Source organism: Pseudomonas sp. D4-21, assembly GCF_051132125.1.
Lineage (GTDB): Bacteria > Pseudomonadota > Gammaproteobacteria > Pseudomonadales > Pseudomonadaceae > Aquipseudomonas.
Genome location: NZ_CP071664.1, coordinates 928,791 through 951,928 on the forward strand (window position 1 = coordinate 928,791; position 23,138 = coordinate 951,928).

18 protein-coding genes are annotated in these 23,138 nt (G+C 58.2%); 8 read left to right on the forward strand and 10 right to left on the reverse strand.

The features are described from left to right. Positions 1–14: 14 nt before the first annotated feature. Positions 15–2,540 (reverse strand): PepSY domain-containing protein, encoded by a 2,526-nt coding sequence (locus tag J3Q04_RS04050; protein ID WP_434607816.1) that lies wholly within the window; start codon positions 2,538–2,540, stop codon positions 15–17. A gap of 216 nt (positions 2,541–2,756) precedes the next feature. Then, positions 2,757–5,075 carry a TonB-dependent receptor gene (locus J3Q04_RS04055; RefSeq protein ID WP_434607813.1) on the reverse strand — a complete coding sequence of 773 codons (2,319 nt, stop codon included), beginning with the start codon at positions 5,073–5,075 and terminating at the stop codon, positions 2,757–2,759. 207 nt (positions 5,076–5,282) lie between these two features. On the opposite strand from J3Q04_RS04055, the gene J3Q04_RS04060 reads away from it, so the two are divergent. From J3Q04_RS04060 to J3Q04_RS04075, 4 genes are all read left to right on the forward strand, one after another. Next, the gene (locus J3Q04_RS04060; protein ID WP_434560693.1) at positions 5,283–5,963 is read left to right on the forward strand and encodes a Fe2+-dependent dioxygenase; all 681 of its coding nucleotides are present in this window, start codon (positions 5,283–5,285) and stop codon (positions 5,961–5,963) included. A 57-nt stretch (positions 5,964–6,020) separates the two neighbouring features. Continuing rightward, positions 6,021–6,731, forward strand: a complete 711-nt coding sequence (locus J3Q04_RS04065) for a tetratricopeptide repeat protein (protein WP_434611665.1) — start codon at positions 6,021–6,023, stop codon at positions 6,729–6,731. Between the two features lie 257 nt (positions 6,732–6,988). Further along, on the forward strand, positions 6,989–9,220 hold the full coding sequence (locus tag J3Q04_RS04070; protein WP_434607810.1) for an alpha-xenorhabdolysin family binary toxin subunit A: 2,232 nt from the start codon (positions 6,989–6,991) through the stop codon (positions 9,218–9,220). Positions 9,221–9,309: 89 nt separating this feature from the next. Then, positions 9,310–10,188: a hypothetical protein gene (locus tag J3Q04_RS04075; protein WP_434607807.1), complete on the forward strand. Its 879-nt coding sequence runs from the start codon at positions 9,310–9,312 to the stop codon at positions 10,186–10,188. Between the two features lie 42 nt (positions 10,189–10,230). Here the strand turns inward: J3Q04_RS04075 and J3Q04_RS04080 are convergent, their stop codons facing one another. From J3Q04_RS04080 to J3Q04_RS04100, 5 genes are all read right to left on the reverse strand, one after another. Continuing rightward, positions 10,231–11,394, reverse strand: coding sequence for a type III PLP-dependent enzyme (locus tag J3Q04_RS04080; protein WP_420765555.1), 1,164 nt, complete (start codon positions 11,392–11,394; stop codon positions 10,231–10,233). A gap of 501 nt (positions 11,395–11,895) precedes the next feature. Continuing rightward, the gene (locus J3Q04_RS04085; protein ID WP_434607804.1) at positions 11,896–13,053 is read right to left on the reverse strand and encodes an osmoprotectant ABC transporter ATP-binding protein OsmV; all 1,158 of its coding nucleotides are present in this window, start codon (positions 13,051–13,053) and stop codon (positions 11,896–11,898) included. After that, on the reverse strand, positions 13,050–13,703 hold the full coding sequence (locus J3Q04_RS04090; RefSeq protein ID WP_420765553.1) for an ABC transporter permease: 654 nt from the start codon (positions 13,701–13,703) through the stop codon (positions 13,050–13,052). Before J3Q04_RS04090 ends, J3Q04_RS04085 begins: the two co-directional genes overlap by 4 nt. A 15-nt stretch (positions 13,704–13,718) precedes the next feature. Next, a complete protein-coding gene (locus tag J3Q04_RS04095) occupies positions 13,719–14,621 on the reverse strand; it encodes a glycine betaine ABC transporter substrate-binding protein (RefSeq protein WP_434607802.1) in 903 nt (300 codons plus the stop codon). Between the two features lie 24 nt (positions 14,622–14,645). Continuing rightward, entirely contained in the window at positions 14,646–15,362 is a 717-nt protein-coding gene (locus tag J3Q04_RS04100; protein ID WP_420765551.1) for an ABC transporter permease, read from the reverse strand. Between the two features lie 333 nt (positions 15,363–15,695). Here J3Q04_RS04100 and J3Q04_RS04105 point away from each other — a divergent pair, with 333 nt between their 5' ends. From J3Q04_RS04105 to J3Q04_RS04115, 3 genes are all read left to right on the forward strand, one after another. After that, a complete protein-coding gene (locus J3Q04_RS04105; RefSeq protein ID WP_434607800.1) occupies positions 15,696–17,279 on the forward strand; it encodes a peptide chain release factor 3 in 1,584 nt (527 codons plus the stop codon). Positions 17,280–17,704: 425 nt separating this feature from the next. After that, the gene (locus J3Q04_RS04110) at positions 17,705–17,953 is read left to right on the forward strand and encodes a hypothetical protein (RefSeq protein WP_434611663.1); all 249 of its coding nucleotides are present in this window, start codon (positions 17,705–17,707) and stop codon (positions 17,951–17,953) included. Positions 17,954–18,144: 191 nt separating this feature from the next. Beyond that, positions 18,145–19,986 (forward strand): glycosyltransferase, encoded by a 1,842-nt coding sequence (locus tag J3Q04_RS04115; protein WP_434607798.1) that lies wholly within the window; start codon positions 18,145–18,147, stop codon positions 19,984–19,986. A gap of 165 nt (positions 19,987–20,151) precedes the next feature. Here J3Q04_RS04115 and J3Q04_RS04120 read toward each other — a convergent pair whose 3' ends face one another. After that, positions 20,152–20,511: a DUF6124 family protein gene (locus J3Q04_RS04120; protein ID WP_434607796.1), complete on the reverse strand. Its 360-nt coding sequence runs from the start codon at positions 20,509–20,511 to the stop codon at positions 20,152–20,154. A gap of 198 nt (positions 20,512–20,709) precedes the next feature. Here J3Q04_RS04120 and J3Q04_RS04125 point away from each other — a divergent pair, with 198 nt between their 5' ends. Continuing rightward, positions 20,710–20,961, forward strand: coding sequence for a hypothetical protein (locus tag J3Q04_RS04125; RefSeq protein ID WP_420765549.1), 252 nt, complete (start codon positions 20,710–20,712; stop codon positions 20,959–20,961). Between the two features lie 221 nt (positions 20,962–21,182). Here the strand turns inward: J3Q04_RS04125 and J3Q04_RS04130 are convergent, their stop codons facing one another. Together J3Q04_RS04130 and J3Q04_RS04135 are read right to left on the reverse strand one after the other, a co-directional pair. Next, positions 21,183–22,163, reverse strand: a complete 981-nt coding sequence (locus tag J3Q04_RS04130; protein ID WP_030139820.1) for a peptide ABC transporter ATP-binding protein — start codon at positions 22,161–22,163, stop codon at positions 21,183–21,185. Continuing rightward, a complete protein-coding gene (locus tag J3Q04_RS04135; protein WP_420765548.1) occupies positions 22,163–23,131 on the reverse strand; it encodes an ABC transporter ATP-binding protein in 969 nt (322 codons plus the stop codon). The genes J3Q04_RS04130 and J3Q04_RS04135 overlap by 1 nt, the downstream gene beginning before the upstream one ends. Between the last annotated feature and the right edge of the window lie 7 nt (positions 23,132–23,138).

A 23,138-nucleotide genomic window follows, 5' to 3' on the forward strand; every position in this document is an offset into this window, starting at 1 on the left:
TTGGGTGACCAGGATCAGTACACATCCCGCCGATACCGCCCTTGCTCGATCAGCTTCTCCACTTCCTCACGCCCCAGCACCAGGTTGAGCACGTGATCCACCCCTGACGCCATGCCTTGCAGGCTGCCGCAGACATAGATCACCGCGCCGTCGGCCAGCCATTGCTTGAGCAATGCCGCCGATTCCAGCAGGCGATTCTGGACGTAGATTTTCTTGTCCTGGTCTCGGGAGAAGGCCAGGTCCAGTCGCTCCAGGTCGCCGGAGGTGACCCATTCCTGAAGCTCATCGCGACAATGGAAATCGTGTTCGCGGTTGCGTTCGCCAAACAGCAGCCAGTTGCGTTGCATGCCCTCGGCAACACGGGCCTTGAGCAAACTGCGCAGGCCGGCCAGGCCGGTTCCGTTGCCCAGCAGGATCATCGGTACGCCTTGGGGTGGCAGATGAAAGCTGCTGTTGCGTCTTACCCGCAAGCTGATTGGGCTGCCCAGCGGCGCATGTTCGGTCAGCCAGCCGGAGCCGACGCCCAGGCTGCCATCGGCGCGGCGCTCCTGGCGCACGATCAGTTCCAGCACGCCATCGGCGGGGATCGATGCGATGGAGTATTCGCGCATGCCCAGCGGTGCCAACGCCTCCACCAGTGCCTGGGCGTGCAGGCCGACCAAGTGGGCGCGGTTTTCCGGCAACTGGCGTGTCGCCAGGGCTTGTTCGAGTGTCTGCTGCAAGCCGTCGACGTGTACCCGAGCAATACCGGCGATGCCCAGCCCATCGAGGAAATGTTCAATGGCCCATGGATCATTGCGCGGCAGGATTTCCACCAGGTCACCGGCCAGCCAACTGCTCGGCCCCGGTGCGGTGAGGCCCAGCAGGTATACGCCAGACCCGCAGCTGTCGGGGTTGAGCAGGGTGCGTTGGTTCAACGTCCAATGCTCGAAACTCGGCGCCTGCCAGGCGTCCGCCGGGGCCTGGCCGGTGAGTTCCGCCAGCTGTTGTTGCCAGTGGCGCAAGGCGTAAGGATCGCCGCTGTCCACTTCCACCGGCGCGAACAGTGTCTTGCCGCCGTGTTCCGCCAGCCAGGCATGCAGGCGGCGGGCGAAGCCGCAGAAGTTTTCATATTGGCGGTCGCCCAGGCCCAGCACCGAATATTGCAAGCGTTCCAGGCTCAGCGGCTGGCCCAACACCTTGCGCTCGAAACCCCGGACACTGTCGGGGCCTTCGCCATCGCCAAAGGTACTGACCACGAACAAGGCGCGAGTGGAGCTGTTCAAATCCTGCTCGCTGACGCCGGCCAATGGCCGGACCTTCACCGGCAGGCCGGCGGCCTGGAGCTGGCCGGCGGTCTGCCAGGCCAGTTGCTCGGCGAAACCGCTCTGGCTGGCGAAACCGATCAGCCACGCCGGGGCGTCACCAGGGGTTTGGGTCAGCGCCTGGCGGGCCTTTTGGACCTGGCGCTTCTTGCGTCGACGATCGAGATACAACAGCCAGCCAGTGATGAAAAACAGCGGCATGGCCAGCGCGGCGACGGTCACCAGGATCCGGCCGACCAGGCCGAAGTAGCTGCCGACATGGAGGGCGTAGATGCTGGTCAGCAATTGCGCCTTGAAGCTTTTGTCGCTGTAGCGGCTGTGACGGCTGACGACGCCGGTGGCCGGGTCGAGGATAAGCTGGTTCAGCGCCCGGTCATGGGGGGAGTTTTTCAGCAGGTAGAACACGGTCGCCGGTTGTCCCGCTACCGGCGGCATGCGCACGTTATAGGCGGACAGGTCGGGGCCGGCGGCGCTGTAGATGCTGCTCCACATGGCGCGGTAGTCGGCGATCGGCGCCGGGCCACCGGGTGCGGGGCCGCGCTTGCGCACGCGCTCATCCTTGGGCGAATCGGAAAGCAGGCGGGTTACGCCTTTGTTGTACCACTCGTAGGACCAGGTCAGCCCGGTCAAGGCGGCCAGCAGGTAGAACACCAGGCACCAGGTGCCCGCGACGGAGTGCAGGTCCCAATTGAAACTGCGGCCTTTTTTCGCCCAATCGAGGGTCAGCCAGGCGCGCCAGTTTTTCCATTGGCGCGGCCAGCGCAGGTAAAGCCCGGACAGGCAGAAAAACACCAGGATCAGCGTGCACGCGCCGGTGATCTGCCGGCCTACGTCGTCCAGGGTGAGGACGCGGTGCAGACGGAGCATCAGACCAAAGAAGTCCTGCCCCACCACATCCCCCATGAATTGCGCGTTGTAGGGATTGAAGTAGCGCATCGGGCCACGCTTTTCCCCGGGCGAGGCGGTGAAAACCGCCCGTGCGGCGTTGCCGCTGTCGGTCTCTACCCAGAGCATGCTGACGGTCTTGCCGGACGCGGCTTCGATCTGTTCCACCAGTTCGGCAGGCGGCAATATGCCGGCCGGTTGCTTTTCAACCGTCAGCACCTGTGGGTTCAGCGCGCGCAGGATCTCGTCCTGAAACGACACCAACGCACCGGTAATGCCCATCAATGCCAGGACCAGCCCGGCACTGATGCCAAAGAACCAGTGCAACTGGAACAGGGTTTTCTTCAACACGTCGCCCGCCTTGTTCGTTCAATACTGTTTGTCACGGCGTGCATTATGCCGTGTGTTATCGAGAACCATTCATAAACACACCTGAAAGCCCCGATCATTTGCATGAGCGGGGCTTTTTGCCCGGTGCCGGTCCGTGATGGCCGGGGGCTCAGTCCCGTGGGAGCGAGCTAGCCCCCACAAGTACATTGCCTGACCATCGGCATCGGGTTTTCGCCTTTAGAAGTGGAAGTTGGTACTCAACAACGCGGTACGCCCGGCCGCCTGGTTGGCGAAGTGGGTCGAGAAAGCCTTGTCGTAGTAAGTCTCGTCCGTCAGGTTCTGCACGTTGAGTTGCAGGTCCAGGTTTTTGCTGACCTTGTAGCTGGCCATGGCGTCGTAACGCACGTAGGAATCGACCATCGTAGTATTCGCCACGCTGCCAAATACATCGTCCACATAAAAGGCACCGCCACCGATGGTCAGCTTCGGCGTGAGGGCATAGGTGGTCCAGACGCTGGCGCTGTTCTTCGGTGTGTTGGGCAATTGATTGCCATCGGTAACACTCAACGGCCCGCCATCGACCTGTTCGCTGTCCAGGTAGCTATAGCCGGCGAACACTTGCCACTTTTCCGTGAGCTTGCCGCTGGCTGACAGTTCGAGGCCGTCGACGCGGGTCTTGCCGGCGTTTTCATAGGTGGTGGTGTCGACCTGGACCCGGGCGTTTTCCTTCTCGGTGCGGAAGATAGCGGCCGTCAGTGACAGGCGACTGTCGAGCAAGTCCCACTTGGTGCCGATTTCGTAGTTCTTGGTGGTTTCCGGCTCCATGTCGCTGGCGAGCAGGTTGCCGCTGCGGTCCGGCGTGCCACCCAGCGGGTTGCCTTCCTGACCTTCACCGACCGTGTTGCCCGGCGGCGTGGCCGAGGTGGCGTAGGACGCATAGATGCTGCCGTTGTCCGCCGGTTTCCAGACCAGGCCGAACTGGCCGGTAACGAACTCGCTGGTGTCATCACCCTTGGAAGTGGTGGTGCCGGCGGCATTGTAGGTTTTGTATTTCGTGTCGAAGTGGTCGTAACGCAAGCCCATGTTCACCAGCCATTGCGGTGACAGCTCCAAAGTGTCGAACACGTAAAGCGCACGGGTGACGCTGGTGGTGTCGGTGCCGGCGTAGTTGCGGGAAATCGCGCCGTTCCAGGGATCGTTCGGGTTTGGATTGGACAGCGACGTGCAGTTGTTCCCGCTTGGCGAGCCGACTGTCGCCGGGGTGCAGTTGGTGTTCGCGGCGGCGGTGCCCGGCACGGTGTCGGTGTTGACGTTGTAAGAGGATTTCTCGCCGGTTTCGCGGCTCAGTTCGATGCCTGTGGAGAAGCTGTTCTTGAATCCTGCGACGTAAAAATCGCCAAACAGATCGGTCTGGTTGGTGGTGGTGTCGACATTGCTGACGCGGGTGTTGGCCCGGCGCCAGACCGTACCATTGTTGACGTTGCCCTTGCTGTCGTCGGGCTGGGTCAGGATGTAGTCCTGCATGCTGGAGCCGTGGCGCAGGGTGTTCTTGACCGTCAGTGCATCGCTCAGGTCGTGCTCGATGGCGATGGTCGCCGTGTCGACGCGAGTCTTGCGGAAGTCGCGGTCGGTGAGGCCGTAGAAGTTACTGCTGTCGCCGCCGGCGTAGGGCTTGTCGGGGTTGGCCTTGGTGCGATCGGCCGTACGACCCGAGGCGGGCACGGTGTAGGGAATGCCCGAATCCGGCAGGTCGTTGCTTTCCAGGTGGTAGTAATCGAGGTTGACCCGGGTATCGGTGCCCAGGCCGAACGCCAGCGATGGCGCGACGCCCCAGCGGTCGTAGTTGACCTTGTCACGACCGGCGACGTTGCTTTCATGGCTCATCAGGTTGAGACGGCCGGCGGCGCTGTCGCTGAACTGGTAATTGCCGTCCAGTGTGTAGCGCTGGGTCTGGTCCGAACCCCAGGTGAAACCGCCGTCGAAGGAGTCGCCCAGATGCGCTTTCTTGCTCACCAGGTTGATGGTGCCGCCGGCGGCGCCACGGCCACCGATGGCGGAGTTGGGGCCCTTGCTGACCTCGATGGACTCGACCGCGAAGATCTCCCGGCTCTGGGAACCGGTGTCACGCACGTTATCCAGGTAAGTGTCGCCCTGGGCATCGAAGCCACGGATGAAGGGGCGGTCGCCCTGGGGGTTGCCGCCTTCACCCGCGCCGAAAGTAATGCCGGGCACGGTGCGCAGCGCGTCTTGCATGTTGAGCGCGCCGGTGTCCTTGAGCACTTGCTGGGGGATGACCGTCACCGAGCGTGGCGTGTCGACCAGCGGCGCGGTGTATTTCGAGGACGAGGCTTTCTCGACCTGATAGGACGTCGTGTCCTGGGCTTCGCCGGTGATACTGGTGGCATCCAGGGAAATGGCATTGCGCGGGGCTTTTTCTTCGGTATTTTCTGCCGCCTGGGCCATCTGCGCCACGGAGGTTGCACTGAGCGCGACGCCGATGGCGGAAGCCAGTAAACGAGGTGAATGGGCCGGTGATTGTAGTTGTTGACGCGACATGAACAGTGCCTTCCCCAAGGTTTGAGGCCGCGGAATATAGGGGAAACAGGTATTTGTATCAATTGCGAAATATTGCTATTTGAGAGGAATTTACATTCTTTACAATTTGCCCTTACGGTTTCCGTCGAGTGGTGCGTTGTGCGGGGTTGTGCACAGCCAATAAGAATCACTACCATTGGCGCCCCTCTATCCACAGGTCCGAATGCCATGTTGTTGCACATCCCCGGTGTGTTTAGCGCCGAAGAAGCGCAGCGTATTCGTGAAGCGCTGGAGCAGGCCGAATGGGAGGACGGCAAGGTCACCGCCGGTTATCAATCGGCCAAGGCCAAGCACAACCTGCAACTGCCCGAGGGCCATCCCCTGGCCAAGGAGATCGGCGCGGCCATGCTTGAACGGCTGTGGAAAAACCCGCTGTTCATGTCGGCGGCCCTGCCGCACAAGGTGTTCCCGCCATTGGTGAACTGTTACAGCGCTGGCGGCAGCTTCGATTTCCACATCGACAATGCCGTGCGCCAGCCCAAGGGCAGTGCCGAGCGGGTGCGCACCGACCTATCGGCGACGCTATTCTTCAGCGACCCGCAGGACTACGACGGCGGTGAGCTGGAAATCCAGGACACCTACGGCACCCAGCGGGTCAAGCTGCCGGCCGGCGACATGGTGTTGTATCCGGGGACCAGCCTGCACAAGGTCAACGCCGTCACCCGGGGCGCGCGCTACGCCTCGTTTTTCTGGACACAAAGCCTGGTGCGCGAAGACAGCCAGCGGGCACTGCTGTTCGAGATGGACGGCGCGATCCAGCAATTGACCCGGGACGTACCCGACCACCCTTCGTTGATCCGCCTGACCGGCACCTATCACAACCTGTTGCGCCGCTGGGTCGAGGTGTAAGTGGCGGATTTTCGTCTGCGCCGAGAAGAGGTGCTCGACGGCGAAAGCCTCAAAGCCATGCTCAAGGTCAGCCCGGCGCGCGCGGCCCAAGCGATTCTCATCGCTGCTGGCGCTGGCGTGCTGGAGGCCCAGGCGCTGCTTGGGCAAATTCTGTTGGATGGGCAGGGCATCGAACAGGACAAACCCCTGGCCCTGCGCTGGTTCGACATCGCCGCCCAACGCGGGCACTTGATGGCGCGCAACATGCTGGGCCGTTGCCATGAGCATGGTTGGGGCTGTGTTGCCGATCCTGCAGTCGCTGCCGCCCATTATCGACAGGCCGCCGAGGCAGGGCTGGATTGGGCGATGTACAACTACGCCAACCTGTTGGCGACCGGGCGTGGGGTTACTGAAGATCAGCCGCAGGCGTTGGCCCTGTACCGCCGTGCCGCAGAATTGGGCCACGCCAAGTCAATGAACCTGCTGGGGCGTTATCTGGAGGACGGGCGCTGTTGCCCGGCGGATCCAGTTGCGGCGGCCGAGTGGTATCGGCGTTCGGCCGAAGCTGGAGATTTCCGAGGCCAGTTCAGCCATGCGGCGGTGCTGGCGCAAGAAGGTCGCATCGACGAGTCCCTGACTTGGCTGCGCGAGGCGCTGGCGGGTGGAAATGTGAGTTTCCTTCGCGTGAGCAGTGAGGCGTTGCGGGATGCTCTGCATCCGGAAGTTCGTGCCATGGCTTGTGCTTATCGGCAGCGGCTTTTTCAAATAACGGGCAGCAACAACTCATAACTAGGCCTGCCGCCAGCCCTATGTCTTTCAACAGTGTCGCTTTCCATAAACATATTTGGATCTTTTTAACTTTCAGGATTTGTCGGGTCGACAGTTTTGCGCTTTGGCGCGCTCGGCTGTTTTTTTTGTTAATACTTGAATCGTTGTCGGTGGTCATGGATCTGCTCTAGAGTCTTTTCGCGATCGGCTATTAATAAAGTAGGTATTTATGCGCGGTCGATGGCGGTAATCTATCAATTGAAGACAGGAAGTCTTTTATGGAATTCAAGTTGAGGAAAGAGGTGGTCGAGGCGGCCGCTAAAGCGCCCAAAGTTTTCGTCGAGGCGTCGCTTGGGGGGGGTGGTCAATATAACAGAGCGCCTGGGATACAATTAACCAAGGAACAGGTCATCAGCTTGAGACGGTATGAAATGTTGGGATTGTCGCTTCCTCAGCGGCTAACTGACGTGATTAGCTATTTGAACTATGGCGCCGGTGATGCGGGTCGCCCAGGGCTGACGCCCATGGATTTTTTGGGAACATTTACCACGACGTATGATCATGCTAGGCGTTGGTCACCGTTACGTGAAAAAATTCAACTGACCGGCGCTGACCTGCAAGGCTTTGCCCGTATTATCGTCGGGCGGGGAGCTGCGATCTCCGAAGTTTATGGTGATCTTAGATCGTCCAGGTATCTGGAAGAACACAACATAACTACCATTGAAGAATACCTGAAGCTGAAGGTTGAAATTCCGCACCTTCCTGATCTGGCGCTCCCATCGGGGGATATCCGGGAAATAAAGTTCTATCTCAACAGCATACTGGATGGGGTCAAGAGCCGTCATGTCTCCGCTGAAGCGGTCCGACGGGAGCTGGATAGTTTCGGGACCGACATGCGAGAAAAGGTATTGCCGAGAATTAAGTTGCGCTTGAAAGCTGTGACTGAAAACCCCTATGAAGACGAAATTCGGAGCATTCAGGAGGACATCGATCAACGTGCCGCTGAGATTGATGAACTCAACAACCAATACGATGCCATGGTCAAGGAAGCGATTGTTGCCGCAGCGACATTGAATGTCGGCGGTCTGATCATGGGTATTTACCAGGGCGTTCAGGCCGAGAACATACGCAAAAAGCGTAACGAACTGAAAAGCACCCAAGATACCGCTATCGCGAAATTGGGTAGCAAACATCAAACACTTTCTTCATTGAACCGGGTGCGGGGTGATCTTCAAAATCTCAGTGCGGTCACGATTGAAGCGGAAGTCGCTACGCAGAACCTTATGTTGGTCTGGAATTCGCTCAGCCAGTTCATTGAGGACTCTCTGAAGACAGTCGATGAGGTACACGATGCGGTGTCTCTGAGATCGTTCCATAATAGTCTCAAACTGGTGGTTGAACCTTGGGGCGAAGATATAGGCCCTACCGCGCGGGCGCTGAACGCGATTTTTGAAGAGGCTCAACGGGAAATTGATGCCGGTAATTTGATCAGGACAAGGAGCGTACAAATGTATTCGTTATCAAGTGGTGTGGATTATCCGCAAATCAATATCATGGCGTTGTATGGCTACAACTCGAATGTCCAGACTGCAAAGACGCAAACGCAGTTTCTCGCTGAACGGCATGATTACCTACCGGCCGTGGTGGGCAGAATGACGGGTTTGGCCACCGCTATTGACAGCCAGACGTTCAACCTTCGCAACACCGCACAGAGTGCGCTTCATATCCTGAATAGAACAAACGGACGGCTTGAAAGATATCAGGACGAACTTGAAGAGCCTGGCAGTGAGTCGGATAAGCAAGAGGTACGCTACGATATGGAGAAAGCGCTTCGAGCCACATCCGGAGAAATTAGCCAGCAGGTCGACAACCTCAAGCAGATCGAACTTAACCTGAGCGCCCGATACGACAGGGAAGCATCGAAACAATGGACGCTTGCATTGCTGCAAGACCGGACATTTGTAGAAGAGCAAAAAGATAAGGCCGAAGCCAAGCGTGTCGAGCTGCTTGAACAGGTCGCTTCGGTGTCCAATGCTATCGAGTTGATTGGAAGAAACGGCGTCGAAAAAATTGGCCAGGAAGCTCAGCTGACAGTGGAGAGTCTGATGGCAATGGGTATGGCACCTCCTCAGATGCAGGTGGCATTGTTGGCGATGGACACTTTGAAAAAAACGATCGCAGGTATAGGAGAAACCCTTTCCTACCTCAATATGGTTGCCGGGCGCGACAGGCTTCGTGACAGGGCTCATCAACTGATGATGGAGGCGGGAGACCGGCACAAGGAACTTTCTGAGGTCCAAGGGAAAATCGACTTGGTTGAGAGTCTGGATAGGTTGGACAGTGTTCGCTGGGACTACCTCAAGGAGTTTGGAAATGTCGTGGCTGCCTATGAGAAGTTTTCAAAGGCATTCGCGTGGGAAAGGTCGCGGCCCGTCGAAGAGAATGTCCGTAACGCGCGCGCGCTCATTCCTGGATTCACGCAATACTTACGACCCATTCTCCAGCCATGAAAAAGTCTGGCACCGCGTCGGCATGCGCCGATTGAATTAATGCTATAGGCGATGGCGGTCCGAGAGGCGGCCATCGCCAGGAACATCTCATGGATCGATATGGACATGATTTTACTGAGGGGCAGCGCAGGGCATTGGACCGTTATATTTCTTTCCTTGGCGGCTTGCGCTCGGTCTTTGACAGGATATCGGCAGTTCTTGAAAGGAGCCGCATCAGCGGTCATCAGGCAGCGTCGCTTCCTAGGGATTCGCGATTAGACAACGCGTACTTCAACGGGCGGGCCCTTTCGGCATTAGGGGGGGATGTCAGTGATACCAAGGCGCTCGTCGATACTCATGTGGCTGAACTGAGGCTGTTCGCGGGAGAAGCGTTGGGTCTGGCAGAGAAAACCCCCAGGCAAACGCCACTTTCTGAAATTGACTACAGACGTTTCAGTCTTTCTCGTTCCGAACGTTGGAAACTAACGTCACCGAAGAATGTTGGGGATCTGGTCCATGAGCTTTACCTTCGTCTTGTTGACGTCAGAAGTGCCATCAGGCAACTCGACTTCAAGTTCGCCGGGATAAACCAGGACTCGTTTGGGGTGTACTCGATATTCACGAGGGCCATGGATCACCGAAGCTGCTATTGCCATGATCGACCGACGCTGGCGCAGGCACTGTTCCAGCAGGCCAGCACTTCACCGTCATGGGACCTGGGTTATTCCTCCACGGATGCGTCAATCAGGGCTACGGAGTACAAGGCTGATATTGCCGCCCTGTTCAATATTTTCAGTAACCTTAATTCCCAGATGGGGTTGCTTGCCCGAGCGTTATACCTGTCCATGGACGCTGCGATGCTAGAGGTCGAGCGAGCAAGTTATGCCGGCAATCTCAAAGAATTGAATTTTGGATTGGGCGCAGCCATTGAGACACTCGAGCAATGCACGACGATGCTGGATGACTTTCACAGGTGGCTATGCAGATAAAAAAGGTCCATGGTTTCCCATGGACCTTCTCATTCAGCCGTATTAAACGTAAAACGACTTCAACGGCGGAAACCCATTGAACTCCACCGCGCTGTAGCTGGTGGTATAGGCGCCGGTCGACAACCAATACAGGCGATCACCGATCGCCAGGTTAAGCGGCAAGCCGTACTTGTAGTTCTCATACATGATGTCGGCGCTGTCGCAGGTCGGGCCGGCGATCACTACTTCTTCCATCTCGCCTTTTTTCTCGGTCCAGATCGGGAACTTGATGGCTTCGTCCATGGTTTCGATCAGGCCGGAGAACTTGCCCACGTCCGTGTACACCCAGCGCTCGACGGCGGTACGGGACTTGCGCGCCACCAGCACCACTTCGCTGACCAGGATACCGGCGTTTGCAATCAACGAACGGCCCGGCTCCAGGATGATTTCCGGCAGGTCGTCACCGAAGTCTTCCTTGAGGAAACGGATGATTTCCTCGGCGTAGGTTTCCAGGCTGTTGGTACGAGTGATGTAGTTGGCCGGGAAGCCGCCGCCCATGTTGATCAGCTTCAAGACGATGCCGTCTTCTTCCTTCAGGCGCTCGAAGATCACCTTGACCTTGGCGATAGCCGCGTCCCAGACGCTGATGTCGCGCTGTTGCGAGCCAACGTGGAACGAGATGCCGTACGGCACCAGGCCCAGGTCGCGGGCGAGGATCAGCAGGTCCATGGCCATGTCGGTCTGGCAGCCGAACTTGCGCGACAATGGCCAGTCAGCGGTGGTCGAGCCTTCAGTGAGGATCCGCACATAGACCTTGGAGCCCGGCGCGGCCTTGGCGATGTTGCGCAGGTCGGCTTCGGAGTCAGTGGCGTACAGGCGCACGCCCTTGTCATAGAAGTAGCGGATGTCTCGGGATTTCTTGATGGTGTTGCCGTAGCTGATCTGCTCCGGGCCGACGCCACGGCTCAGGACCTTGTCCAGCTCGTAGATCGAGGCGATGTCGAAGTTCGAGCCTTTTTCCTTGAGCAGGTCGATGATTTCCACCGCCGGGTTGGCCTTGACGGCATAGTAGACCTTGGCGAATTCGAAACCGGCGCGCAGGTCGTCATAGGCCTGGGCGATCATCGCGGTGTCGATCACCACGAACGGGGTTTCCTGCTTGTCGGCGAACGCCTTCATTTTCTGAAAGGTTTCGCGCGCGAAATAATCTTCGACCTGGATCGACATACTTGGGACTCCTACTGGCAAACATCAGAATCAATGGGTTTGAGGGCAAGCTGCCCCCGCGAACGTCCTCCGTATCCCCACTTTGGTTCGCCTACTTCCCAAGGCATGTCGCCGAAAGCAAAAAGGCCATGGGACGCTTGATTCCCTTGGCCTTGCTGTCTCGTCGTCAGTACTTGAGCCGGATGGATCGTTTCCAGCATGGACGTTCGGCGCGAACTTTAGGGCGTGAGGGACCTGAGATCAACTAAAAATGTCGCGTTTTTGCACGCATCCGTCGTGCGGTCCGCGACAGCTCATGATGTAACCGACCTGCGTGACAGATTGACGTTCCCCTCGATCGGTTTTCGAGCTTGCTCAATATGGCTTTTGCCTTTGTGGCGAGGGAGCTTGCTCCCGCTGGGGCGCGCAGCGGCCCCAAAAAAGCGACGAGCGCTTCGCACTGGAGCGCCAGCCCGGTCAAGCGGGAGCAAGCTCCCTCGTCACAAAAGCAGTCGTGCTTGGTCAGACTGAGGCAGCCTCCGCCGGCGAGACAATACTGGTCTTGCCCCCACGGGACTTGCCGGAGCTCAGGTACTCGGCAATCGATTCCTGCGTCACTTCGCCGAGGAACACCCGCTCGGCGTCCATCACCGGCAGCCACGAGCGATTGAACTCGTACATGCGTGACAACAGGATCCGCAGATGTTCGTCGTAGGCGGCGGTGGCATTGAATTCCCGCAGGTACTGGCCGCAGGTTCCGGTCTGACGGTACAGGTCGCGGCGTCTTACATACCCCAGGGCCTTATTCTCGGCACAGGTGACCACCACGTAGCGCCGGTCATGTTCGTCCATCAGTTCCAGCGCCTCGGCCACCGGGGTTTCGGGGCTGACCGAGGGGGCGTTGTCCGCCGCGTCTTCGGCCTTGACCAATAGCAGGCGCTTGAGCGTGCTGTCCTGGCCGACGAAATTGCTGACGAACTCATCGGCGGGATGTGCCAGCAGCGTGTCCGGGTGATCGCACTGGATCAATTTACCGGCGCGGAAGATCGCGATCTTGTCCCCCAGCTTGATGGCCTCGTCGATGTCGTGGCTGACCATGATCACGGTCTTGTTCAGCGCCCGCTGCATCTCGAAGAACTCGTTCTGGATCATCTCGCGGTTGATCGGGTCGACCGCGCCGAAGGGCTCGTCCATCAGCAACAGCGGCGCATCGGCCGCCAGGGCGCGGATGACACCGATCCGTTGTTGCTGGCCGCCGGACAATTCGCGCGGGTATCGGTGCAGGTATTGCTTGGGTTCAAGCTTGATCATGCTCATCAATTCGCGGGCGCGGTCGTGGCATTTCTGCTTGTCCCAGCCCAGCAGGCGTGGGACGACGGTGATGTTTTCCTCGATGGTCATGTTCGGGAACAGACCGATCTGCTGGATCACGTAGCCAATATTGCGGCGCAGGGTCACCTCGTCCAGGCCGGTGGTGTCTTCGCCATTGATCAAGACCTTGCCCGAGGTCGGCGGGATCAGTCGGTTGATCATTTTCAGCGTGGTGCTCTTGCCACAGCCCGACGGCCCGAGGAACACGCAGATCTCGCCTTCGTTGACGGTCAGGTTCACCGAGTCCACGGCTTTCACATCCTTGCCGTTGCTCTTGAAGGTTTTGCTGAGGTTTTGTAATTCGATCATTTCAGTAATCCTTTCGGAGTCAACGAGCGTTGCAGCCATTGCAAAAGCAGGTCGGCGAAGATGGCCAGGAGGCTGACCAGCAAGGCGCCGACGATCAGCATCGACATATCGCTGCGGCTGATGGAAGCGAGGATGAGCACGCCCAGGCCACCGGCGCCGATGGTGGCGGCGATGGTCATGACGCCGATGTTCATGACCACGGCGGTGCGCACGCCGGCCAGGATCACCGGCACGGCGATGGGCAGTTCGACCATGCGCAGGCGCTGGCCGAAGGTCATGCCGATGCCGCGGGCGGCTTCGCGAATACCGGGTTCGACCCCGGTCAGGGCCAGGTAGGTGTTGCGCATGATCGGCAACAGTGAATAAAGAAACACCGCGGTGATCGCCGGCATCGGCCCCAGGCCTTGGCCGAACTTGGAATAGAACGGCAGCAGCAGCCCGAACAGGGCAATCGACGGAATCGTCAGCAGCACCGTGGCGCTGGCCTGCAACGGGCCGGCGAGCGCCGGGAAGCGGGTCATGAAAATGCCCAGCGGCACGCCGATCACGATTGCCAGGGTCACGGCGATGCCCACCAGGGTGATGTGCTGCCAGGTCAGGTGCAGCACCAGCGGCCAGTCCAGATGGGAAAAGGCGTCAAGAAAATCCATGGCTTTTCCTCCAGGTCATTGGGTTGAGAGCAGCGAATGCTGACGCAGGAAATCGGCGGCAACGGCGGAAGGGCTTTCATGATCCACGTCCACGCGGGCATTGAGCTGGCGCATGGTTTCGTCGTCGAACAGTTCGGCCAGGGGCTTGAGTTGCGCGGCCAGTTGAGGGTGCGCGTCAAGGAATGCCTGGCGTACCACCGGCGCGGCGGTGTAGTCGGGGAAGTAATGCTTGTCGTCTTCCAGCAGCTTCAGTTTGAAGGCATTCAGGCGCCCGTCGGTGGTGTACACCAAACCGGCGAAAACCTGGCTGTTGCGCAGCGCCGTGTAGACCAGGCCCGCGTCCATCTGGCGGATGTTCCTGCGGGTCAGGTTCATACCGTACTGCTTGACCATGCCGGCCAGGCCGTCGGAACGGTTGGCGAACTCGGTGTCCAGGGCAACCAGATGGTTCTCGTCGGCCTCGGCCTGCAACACCGCGTTCAACTGGCTGATGGAATTGATCTGCGGGTACTTCTTCGCGACTTTTTCAGGAAGGGCCAAGGCGTAGGTGTTGCTGAATTTCGACGGAGCAAGCCAGACCAGGCCTTTTTTCGCGTCGAGTTCTTTCACTCGAGCGTAGGATTGGGCGCTGTCGAGTTTTTCGGTGACATGGTTGTAGGCCACCAACGACACGCCGGTGTACTCCCAAAGCAAATCCAATTGCCCGGATTCCTGGGCGCTACGGGCCAGGTTGCTTCCCAGGCCGCCGGTGACTTGCGCGTCGTAACCTTTGTCACGCAGGTATTGCGCGGTGATTTCCGCCAGCAATGTCTGCTCGGTGAATACCCGGGCGCCGAGGCGGATCAGCGGTTTTTCAGCGGCTTGGGCAAACCCTGCGAACAGCAGCAGGCACCCCAGAATCAAGCTCATCTTCTTCATAACGTTTCCTTTATCCAGCCAGGCTCAGGACGGTCGTAGACCGCGTTCCAGCCAGAGGCGGCTGGCCAGTGTCACCAGCCCGTCGAGCAGCAAAGCGAGCAGGGCGGTGCAGGCTGCGCCGAGCAGCAATTGCGGCTGGTTGTTCAAGGCGATGCCGGGGAAGATCAGGCTGCCAAGGCTGTTGGCGCCGATCAGGAACGCCAGGGGCGCGGTGCCGACGTTGATCGCCAGGGCCACGCGCACCCCGCCGACTATGATTGGCACGGCGTTGGGCAATTCGACTTTCCACAACACCTGGCGCGCAGTCATGCCGATGCCGATAGCGGCTTCCTTGAGGGAACCCTGAACGTTTTTCAGGCCTTCATAGGTGTTGCGCACGATGGGCAATAGTGAGGCGAGGAAGAGGGCGAAGATGGCGGGCCCGTTGCCGATGCCCAGGACGCCTAGGGCGATGGCCAATACGGCCAGGGGGGGCACGGTGTTGCCGATGTTGAACACTTGCATGAAGCGTTCGGCACGCCCGACCATGCCGGGGCGGCTGAGGAGTATGCCGGCTGGGATGCCGACTATCAGGGCCGCCAACATGGATGCCAATACAAGCATCAGGTGCGCTTGCAGGTAAAACAGCAGATCGTCGCGGTAGCGTTGGATCGTATCGATGCCAATCCAGTGGACCAACAGGGCCAGGAGTGCGACGACGAACGCAGCCCCTGTCAGCCCTTTGCCATAGCGGATAGCCACAGGCGGACTCCTTTTTCTTTTAGTCGGCGCACGCTTTGCTCGGGCGGCAAACCATCATGGGATGCCGGGAAAACGTTCGCGAGAAGCAGCTCTTTTCGAGGCGGGTCAAAGGACCGTCGAAGCGAGCCATGGGCGCAGCCTCGTCAGGCTAACTTGCTGATTTTGCAGGCCCCGACGGTTGCTCATATCAGGGTTGTGGACGGCTCCACGCGGCAAAAGGTTCCCATGCTGGGCAGCATTTGGCCACCCTCGATGTGCTCAACGGTTCGGTTCCTGGCCCAAGTTGAGCTATAATCGCCGCCCTTTTTTGAATCACCTGCCAGGCGATTTCCCATGACCAAACAGGCCGCCGAAGTCGCGAAACGCCGCACTTTCGCCATTATTTCCCACCCCGATGCCGGTAAGACGACCATCACCGAAAAGCTCTTGCTGATGGGCAAGGCGATTGCGGTGGCCGGCACGGTGAAATCCCGCAAGTCCGACCGCCATGCCACCTCTGACTGGATGGAGATGGAAAAGCAGCGGGGTATCTCCATTACCACGTCGGTCATGCAGTTCCCGTATCGCGATCACATGATCAACCTGCTCGACACCCCGGGCCACGAAGACTTCTCGGAAGACACCTACCGCACCCTGACCGCGGTGGACTCGGCCTTGATGGTTCTCGACGGCGGTAAGGGCGTCGAGCCACGGACCATCGCGCTGATGGACGTCTGCCGTCTGCGTGACACGCCGATCGTGAGCTTCATCAACAAGCTCGACCGCGACATCCGCGACCCGATCGAATTGCTCGACGAGATCGAAGCCGTCCTCAAGATCAAGGCCGCGCCGATCACCTGGCCGATCGGTTGCTATCGCGACTTCAAGGGCGTGTACCACCTGGCCGACGACTACATCATCGTCTACACCCCAGGCCACGGCCATGAACGCACCGAAACCAAGATCATCCAGAAGCTCGACTCCGACGAAGCCCGCGCGCACCTGGGCGATGAGTACGAGCGTTTCGTCGAGCAACTGGAGCTGGTGCAGGGCGCCTGCCATGAGTTCAACCAGCAGGAATTCATCGATGGGCAACTGACCCCGGTGTTCTTCGGGACCGCCCTGGGCAACTTCGGCGTCGACCATGTGCTAGACGCCGTGGTCGACTGGGCCCCGCGCCCGCTGCCGCGCGTTGCCAACGAGCGCACCGTGGAGCCGGTGGAAGAGAAGTTCGCAGGCTTCGTGTTCAAGATCCAGGCGAACATGGACCCCAAGCACCGCGACCGCATTGCCTTCATGCGTATCTGCTCCGGCAAATACGAAAAAGGCATGAAGATGCGCCACGTGCGCACCGGCAAGGACGTGCGTATCGGCGATGCCTTGACCTTCTTCTCCTCGGAACGCGAGCAACTGGAAGAAGCCTTCGCCGGTGACATCATCGGCCTGCACAACCACGGCACCATCCAGATCGGCGACACCTTCACCGAAGGCGAAGCCCTGGGCTTCACCGGCATCCCGCACTTCGCCCCGGAACTGTTCCGCCGCGTACGCCTGAAGGACCCGCTCAAATCCAAGCAGTTGCGCCAAGGTTTGCAGCAATTGGCCGAAGAAGGCGCCACCCAGGTGTTCTTCCCGGAGCGCAGCAACGACATCATCCTCGGCGCCGTCGGCGTGCTGCAGTTCGACGTCGTCGCCAGCCGCCTGAAAGAGGAATACAAGGTCGAATGCTCCTACGAGCCGATCACCGTTTACTCCGCCCGTTGGATTGAATGTGACGATAAGAAAAAGCTCGAGGAATTCTCCAACAAGGCCGTGGAAAACCTTGCGCTGGATGGTGGTGGGCACTTGACCTACCTGGCGCCTACCCGGGTGAACCTGGCGCTGATGGAAGAGCGCTGGCCGGATGTGAAATTCCGCGCGACGCGGGAGCATCACTAAGCAGTAAGCGTTTAAAGCCAAAAGCTGTGGGAGCGAGCCTGCTCGCGAAAGCGATAGGTCAGCTTGCCTGGATGTTGGTTGTGCCGGCCTCTTCGCGGGCAAGCCCGCTCCCACAATGGTCTTGTGTCAGATCCTCGATCTCCCGGTCATCCATAGCCCCTGTGGGAGCGAGCCTGCTCGCGAAAGCGGTGGGTCAGGCTGCCTGGATGCTGGATGTGCCGACCTCTTCGCGAGCAGGCTCGCTCCCACACTGGGTTTTGGGTGTTAGTTGGTTTTGAAATAAGGCTTATTCGAAACCATTCTGTCGTGTGGGGGCATTTCTGGCGGTTCGGTGGCGTCTTATCTGGTGAACCGGGCAGTTCAGAACAAGATTTTCTTGAGCGCCGTCGGGCCCCGGCTTTATCCGGAAAAAGAAGGAATTGGTCATAAATAAGCTGCTACGCATGATGTTTTTGCTGAAGGTGTTGGTGATGCTGTCTCTCGGTTCAACGGTTGCCTGGGCTGAGTGCGATGAGCATGAAAAACATGCATCAAGCGGATCGGTGGCGCAGGGTGAGTTGATGCTTGCCGCGACCGATGCGGACGCAGGCGATCCGGACGATGGCGAGGATGATGATGGTTCGCCAATCGATACGCCGGATGATGAGGATCCGGAAGGCGATAGCCAGACGTAGATTTTTGACCTGAAGAAAACCCCTCCAGCCCCAACTGAAACTTAGTTGGGGCTGGAGGGGTTTTTTGTTTACTACTTGCTAATAACTTAGGCTGTCTACTGTCATCTTTGACAGTAGACAGCCCTATCCCGACGCGCATAGATTCGGCTCGACAAACGCTTCACATGTAATGTCAATACAGGGAGACGATCGTGGAGTCGTTATATTTTGCTGCCACACTTAACGTCTTAAGTGCGCTTATTCTTTGGGCCAGATATTCCTATGCCAAGCCGTCGGCATATTTTTGGAGTGGTCTCTGGATAACGAGTTTCATATCGAGTCTCATCTCAGTCGCCGTCGTTACAGGAGAGATGGAGGGGGCGTTGTTTTCTTTGCTAGGCGGAGTAGCTTTAGGGTTTTTAGTTCGTTTTTATATTCCAATTATCAGTCTGTTTGGTGTCGGGCTGCTGGTGGCTAGGTTTACTGTGCCTGTGGCTATCCTGATTTTTGTAAATCAAAAAATTCAGCAAGTGGAGTTGGGGATTTTACTTTGGGGTTGTATCTATGTTTTTCAGCTTATTTGTCTGCTCATCGCGGTATTTTATATGCTTTGCAGAGTGCTTGAAGACTTGCCGAGATTTACCATCAATTTTCCGAAGCGTGATGCTGCGCTGCAAAAAATAAGTATGGCCGATGGGCGGTGGAATCCGTTGATTTCCATACATGTTCCTTGTTATGCGGAACCTCCGGCTTTGGTTATTGCCACCCTAAGTGCAGTGGCGAACCTTGAGTATAATAATTTTGAGGTGTTGGTTGTTGACAATAACACAAAAGATCCTGAGCTTTGGAAGCCGGTTGAAAAATTCTGTACAAAACTAGGGCAACGATTTTGTTTTTTTCATGTCGATCCTCTCGCTGGTGCAAAGGCGGGCGCCATAAATTTTGCGCTACGTCACTCGAACGTCGACGCAGAAATTGTTTTGATTATCGATGCGGATTATATAGTGGACCCTGCGTTCATAAGGCGATATATCGCACTTTTTGAAGATGAAAAAACGGGGTTCGTGCAGACCAGTCATGACTATCGGGAGTGGCGGGGTAATCCGTTTTTATCTGGCGTTTATCATCACTATTTAATTGGCCATAAAACAGTACATCCTGCCTTGAACGAATACGGTGCCGGTTATTTGGTGGGTACGGTGTGTATGGTTAGGCGTCATTTGATTGAAGAACTCGGCGGGTGGGCAGAATGGGCGCTTACCGAGGATCTGGAGCTGGCCATGAGAATTATGGCTAAGGGATATACAGGGCATGTATTCAGCGACACATGGGGCAAAGGGCTTATACCAGAAACTCTGGACGGGATAAAAAAACAACAGTTTCGTTGGTGGGCGGGAGCCACCCAGGAGTTCAGGGTGAATTGGCGTCGATACCTTGGGCTGACTAACGAAAAAATGACGGTGGCTCAAAGAAGCTTGAGATTGTATACGACCTTTAAAGATTGTATCGGTGCGTGCGCATTTTTGGTGGATATATCTTTTTTTCTCGTTTGCGTCTTTCTGGTGTCGAGTTCGCAGGTATTGCAAATACCCCATGGTTTCTTGGGTTTGATTGGGGCGGCAGTGGTTGTAAAATTTCTTGAAATATGGATCGGCGTCAGAGAACTGGGGAGCAACGAAGTGCGTGATTATTTCATGACATTGATGCTCAAAGGTGCCCTGAGATGGGTGGGTGTGAAGGCGTTCATTTTACCTTTATTTAAACTCCAGATTTCGTGGGTTAGAACGAATAAGTTCAAACAATCCGGAAATTTTCTGCGAGGGGTTAAGTCGTCTTCGGTCGAAATTTTGATAGGGCTCATTTATCTCCTGTGTGCTCTGTTTCTCGTGCCTTTTGCACATTTCGTAGAGTTTGACCTCGTGGCGTTGGTGTCCATCTGGTTTTTTATTCAAGGCGGATCGTTCTTCTGTACGCTAGTCATGGCAATCGTTAGTGAGAGCGCATTGGATCAGGAGCGACTGGAATTAGCCAAGGTGACTGATAGCGAGGTGTGAGGATCTAGCGCTTGGCGCTAAGTTGACGCGCGGCTTGTGGGGGCGAGCTTGCTCGCGATGGCGGCGTTTTTCAAGGTAGTGGTTCAGCTTGCATGGACGGGCTGCCGGCCTTGTAGTCGAGGCGCCTACAAATGCCGGCCAGCCCTTTTGATGTGCGGCGAGTTGCTAGCGTGGATCGGCGATATCCAGCGCCCGATTCGCCAGTAGCTCACTCACCTCTGTCACTTGTAGGATCCCCATCGCAACATGCCGGCGAGAACCCTCAAGATCGAACGCCAAGTCGCTGATCATGGCGTTGGCGGAGGCCAGGTTTTCGCTGAGGTTGGCGAGCAGGCTTTCAGTATCGATGCTCTCGACGACAGTGAAGAGCTGCGCTGCTGACGGGGCTTTCTTGGCTTTGGCCTGTTCCGGCTTCAAATAATAATCGAGCGCCCGCTCAGTGGCTTCGTGGAATTTTTCCGGGGCGAGGCTTGAATAGGACGAGGTGGGGTCTGATTCTGGTGGGTTTTTGTGCCACTTCTCCATTCTTGATCACCCAAACCCAGGCAATGGGAAACGGCGATCAGCACCTTTTGTAATAAGGTTTATTCAAAACTTGTCTTTACGATGGCGGCATTTCTAGCTGTTTCGGGGCGTCCTATCTTGTGTGCTACTTTGTTCAAAATTAGCTTCCCTTAAGCGCCATCGGGCTCTGCTGTATCCGGATAAAGAAGGAATTGGGCTATGAATAAGCTGCTGCGCATGATGTTTTTGCTGAAAGTTTTGGTGGTGCTTTCCCTCGGCTCAACGGCTGCGTGGGCCGAGTGCGATGAGCATGAGAAACACGCCTCGAGCGGTTCGGTGGTGCAAGGCGAGATGATGCTGGCCGCGACCGATGCGGACGCAGGCGATCCGGACGATGGCGAGGATGATGATGGTTCGCCAATCGATACACCGGATAGCGATGAAGATGCAGAGGGCGATAGCCAGACGTAGATTTCTGACCTAAAGAAAACCCCTTCAGCCCCAACTGAGAGTCAGTCGGGGCTGGAGGGGTTTTTTATGCCAGATGTACTGCCCCCAAGGCGAAGATTCACCCCTGTGGCGAGGGAGCTTGCTCCCGCTGGCCTGCGCAGCGGGCCCAAGAAAGGGGGGCCGCTGCGCGGCCCAGCGGGAGCAAGCTCCCTCGCCACAAGAGCTTTATCTACCTTCTGCGTTTATGCAGCACCGTCGAGGAACCGCTCGGCGTAGTGACACGCCACCAACCGGTTATCCAACGGCCGCAACGCCGGTTCTTCAGTCTTGCAGCGCTCGGTCGCGTACGGGCAGCGCTTGTGGAAGGCGCAGCCGGACGGCGGGTTCAACGGATTGGGCAGTTCGCCGACGATTTTGATCTTCGGCTTGTTCGGGTCCGGGTGGATGGTCGGGGTGGCCGACAGCAGCGCCTGGGTGTACGGGTGCAGCGGGCGGCTGTAGATCGACTCGTTGGGGCCCATTTCCACTGGGCGGCCGAGGTACATCACCATCACGTCGTCAGCGACGTGCTGGACCACCGCCAGGTTGTGGGAAATGAACACGTAGGCGGTGTTGAATTCCTGTTGCAGGTCCATGAACAGGTTCAGCACCTGGGCCTGGATCGATACGTCCAGCGCCGAGGTCGGTTCGTCCGCCACCAGCACCTTGGGTTGCAGCATCATGGCGCGGGCCAGGGCGATGCGCTGGCGCTGGCCGCCGGAGAACATGTGCGGGTAGCGCTGGTAATGCTCGGGACGCAAGCCCACCTGCTTCATCATCGCCTGGACTTTCTCACGCCGCTCGGTGGCCGACAGGTTGGTGTTGATCAGCAACGGCTCGGCCAGTTGATCACCGATTTTCTGCCGCGGGTTGAGGGACGCATACGGGCTCTGGAACACCATCTGCACGTCTTTACGCAGTTGCTTGCGTTCGGCCTTGTTGGCGCCGGCCACTTCCTGACCGGCGATTTTCAAGGAGCCGGCGGACGGCTCTTCGATCAGCGTCAGGGCCCGGGCGAGGGTGGATTTGCCGCAACCGGATTCGCCCACCACGGCCAGGGTCTTGCCGGCCTCCAGTTCGAACGACACCCCGTTGAGGGCGCGCACGGTCGCATGGCCCTTGAACATGCCACGGGACACTTCGTAATGACGGGTCAGGTCACGGGCGGTAAGTACGACGGCCATCACGCCACCTCCTGGTTCAACGGGTAGAAGCAGCGGGCGAGGCTGTTGGTTTTCGGATCGAGAGCAGGGCGCTCCTGGCGACAGTTGTCGCGCACATACGGGCAGCGCGGCGACAGCAGGCAGCCTTGCGGACGGTCATAGCGACCGGGAACGATACCCGGTAAGGTCGCCAGGCGCTCGGCGCCCATGCTGTGTTCCGGAATCGCCGCCAGCAGCGCTTCGCTGTATGGGTGGGCGGGAATGTCGAACAACTGAGGCACCTTGCCCACTTCCACGGCCTGGCCGGCGTACATCACGCACACGCGCTGGGCGGTTTCAGCCACGACGGCGAGGTCGTGGGTGATCAGCACCAGGCCCATGTTCTGCTCTTTTTGCAGGGCCAGCAGCAGGTCCATGATCTGCGCCTGGATGGTCACGTCCAGGGCTGTGGTCGGTTCATCGGCAATCAACAACTTCGGCTCGCCGGCAATCGCCATGGCAATCGCCACGCGCTGGCTCATGCCGCCGGACAGTTGGTGCGGGTACGCGTCCATGCGGCTGGCGGCGCCGGGAATTTCGACTTTTTCCAGCAGTTCGATGGCGCGCTTGCGGGCGGCTTTGCCGGACATCTTCAGGTGCAGGCGCAGCACTTCTTCGATCTGGAAACCGACGGTGTAGCTGGGATTGAGCGCGGTCATCGGGTCCTGGAACACCATCGCCAGGTCCTTGCCGACGATCTGCCGACGCTGGCGGTTGCTCAGCTTGAGCATGTTCTTGCCGTCGAAGTTCAGCGCGTCGGCGGTGACGATGCCTGGGTGCTCGATCAGGCCCATCAGCGCCATCATGGTCACGGATTTACCCGAACCCGATTCGCCGACGATCGCCAGGACTTCGCCTTTGTCCACGCTCAGGTCCAGGCCGTCGACCACCGGCACGGCGGTGGCGTCGCCGAAGCGGACGTTGAGATTCTTGATTTCTAGCAGTGACATGGGAATC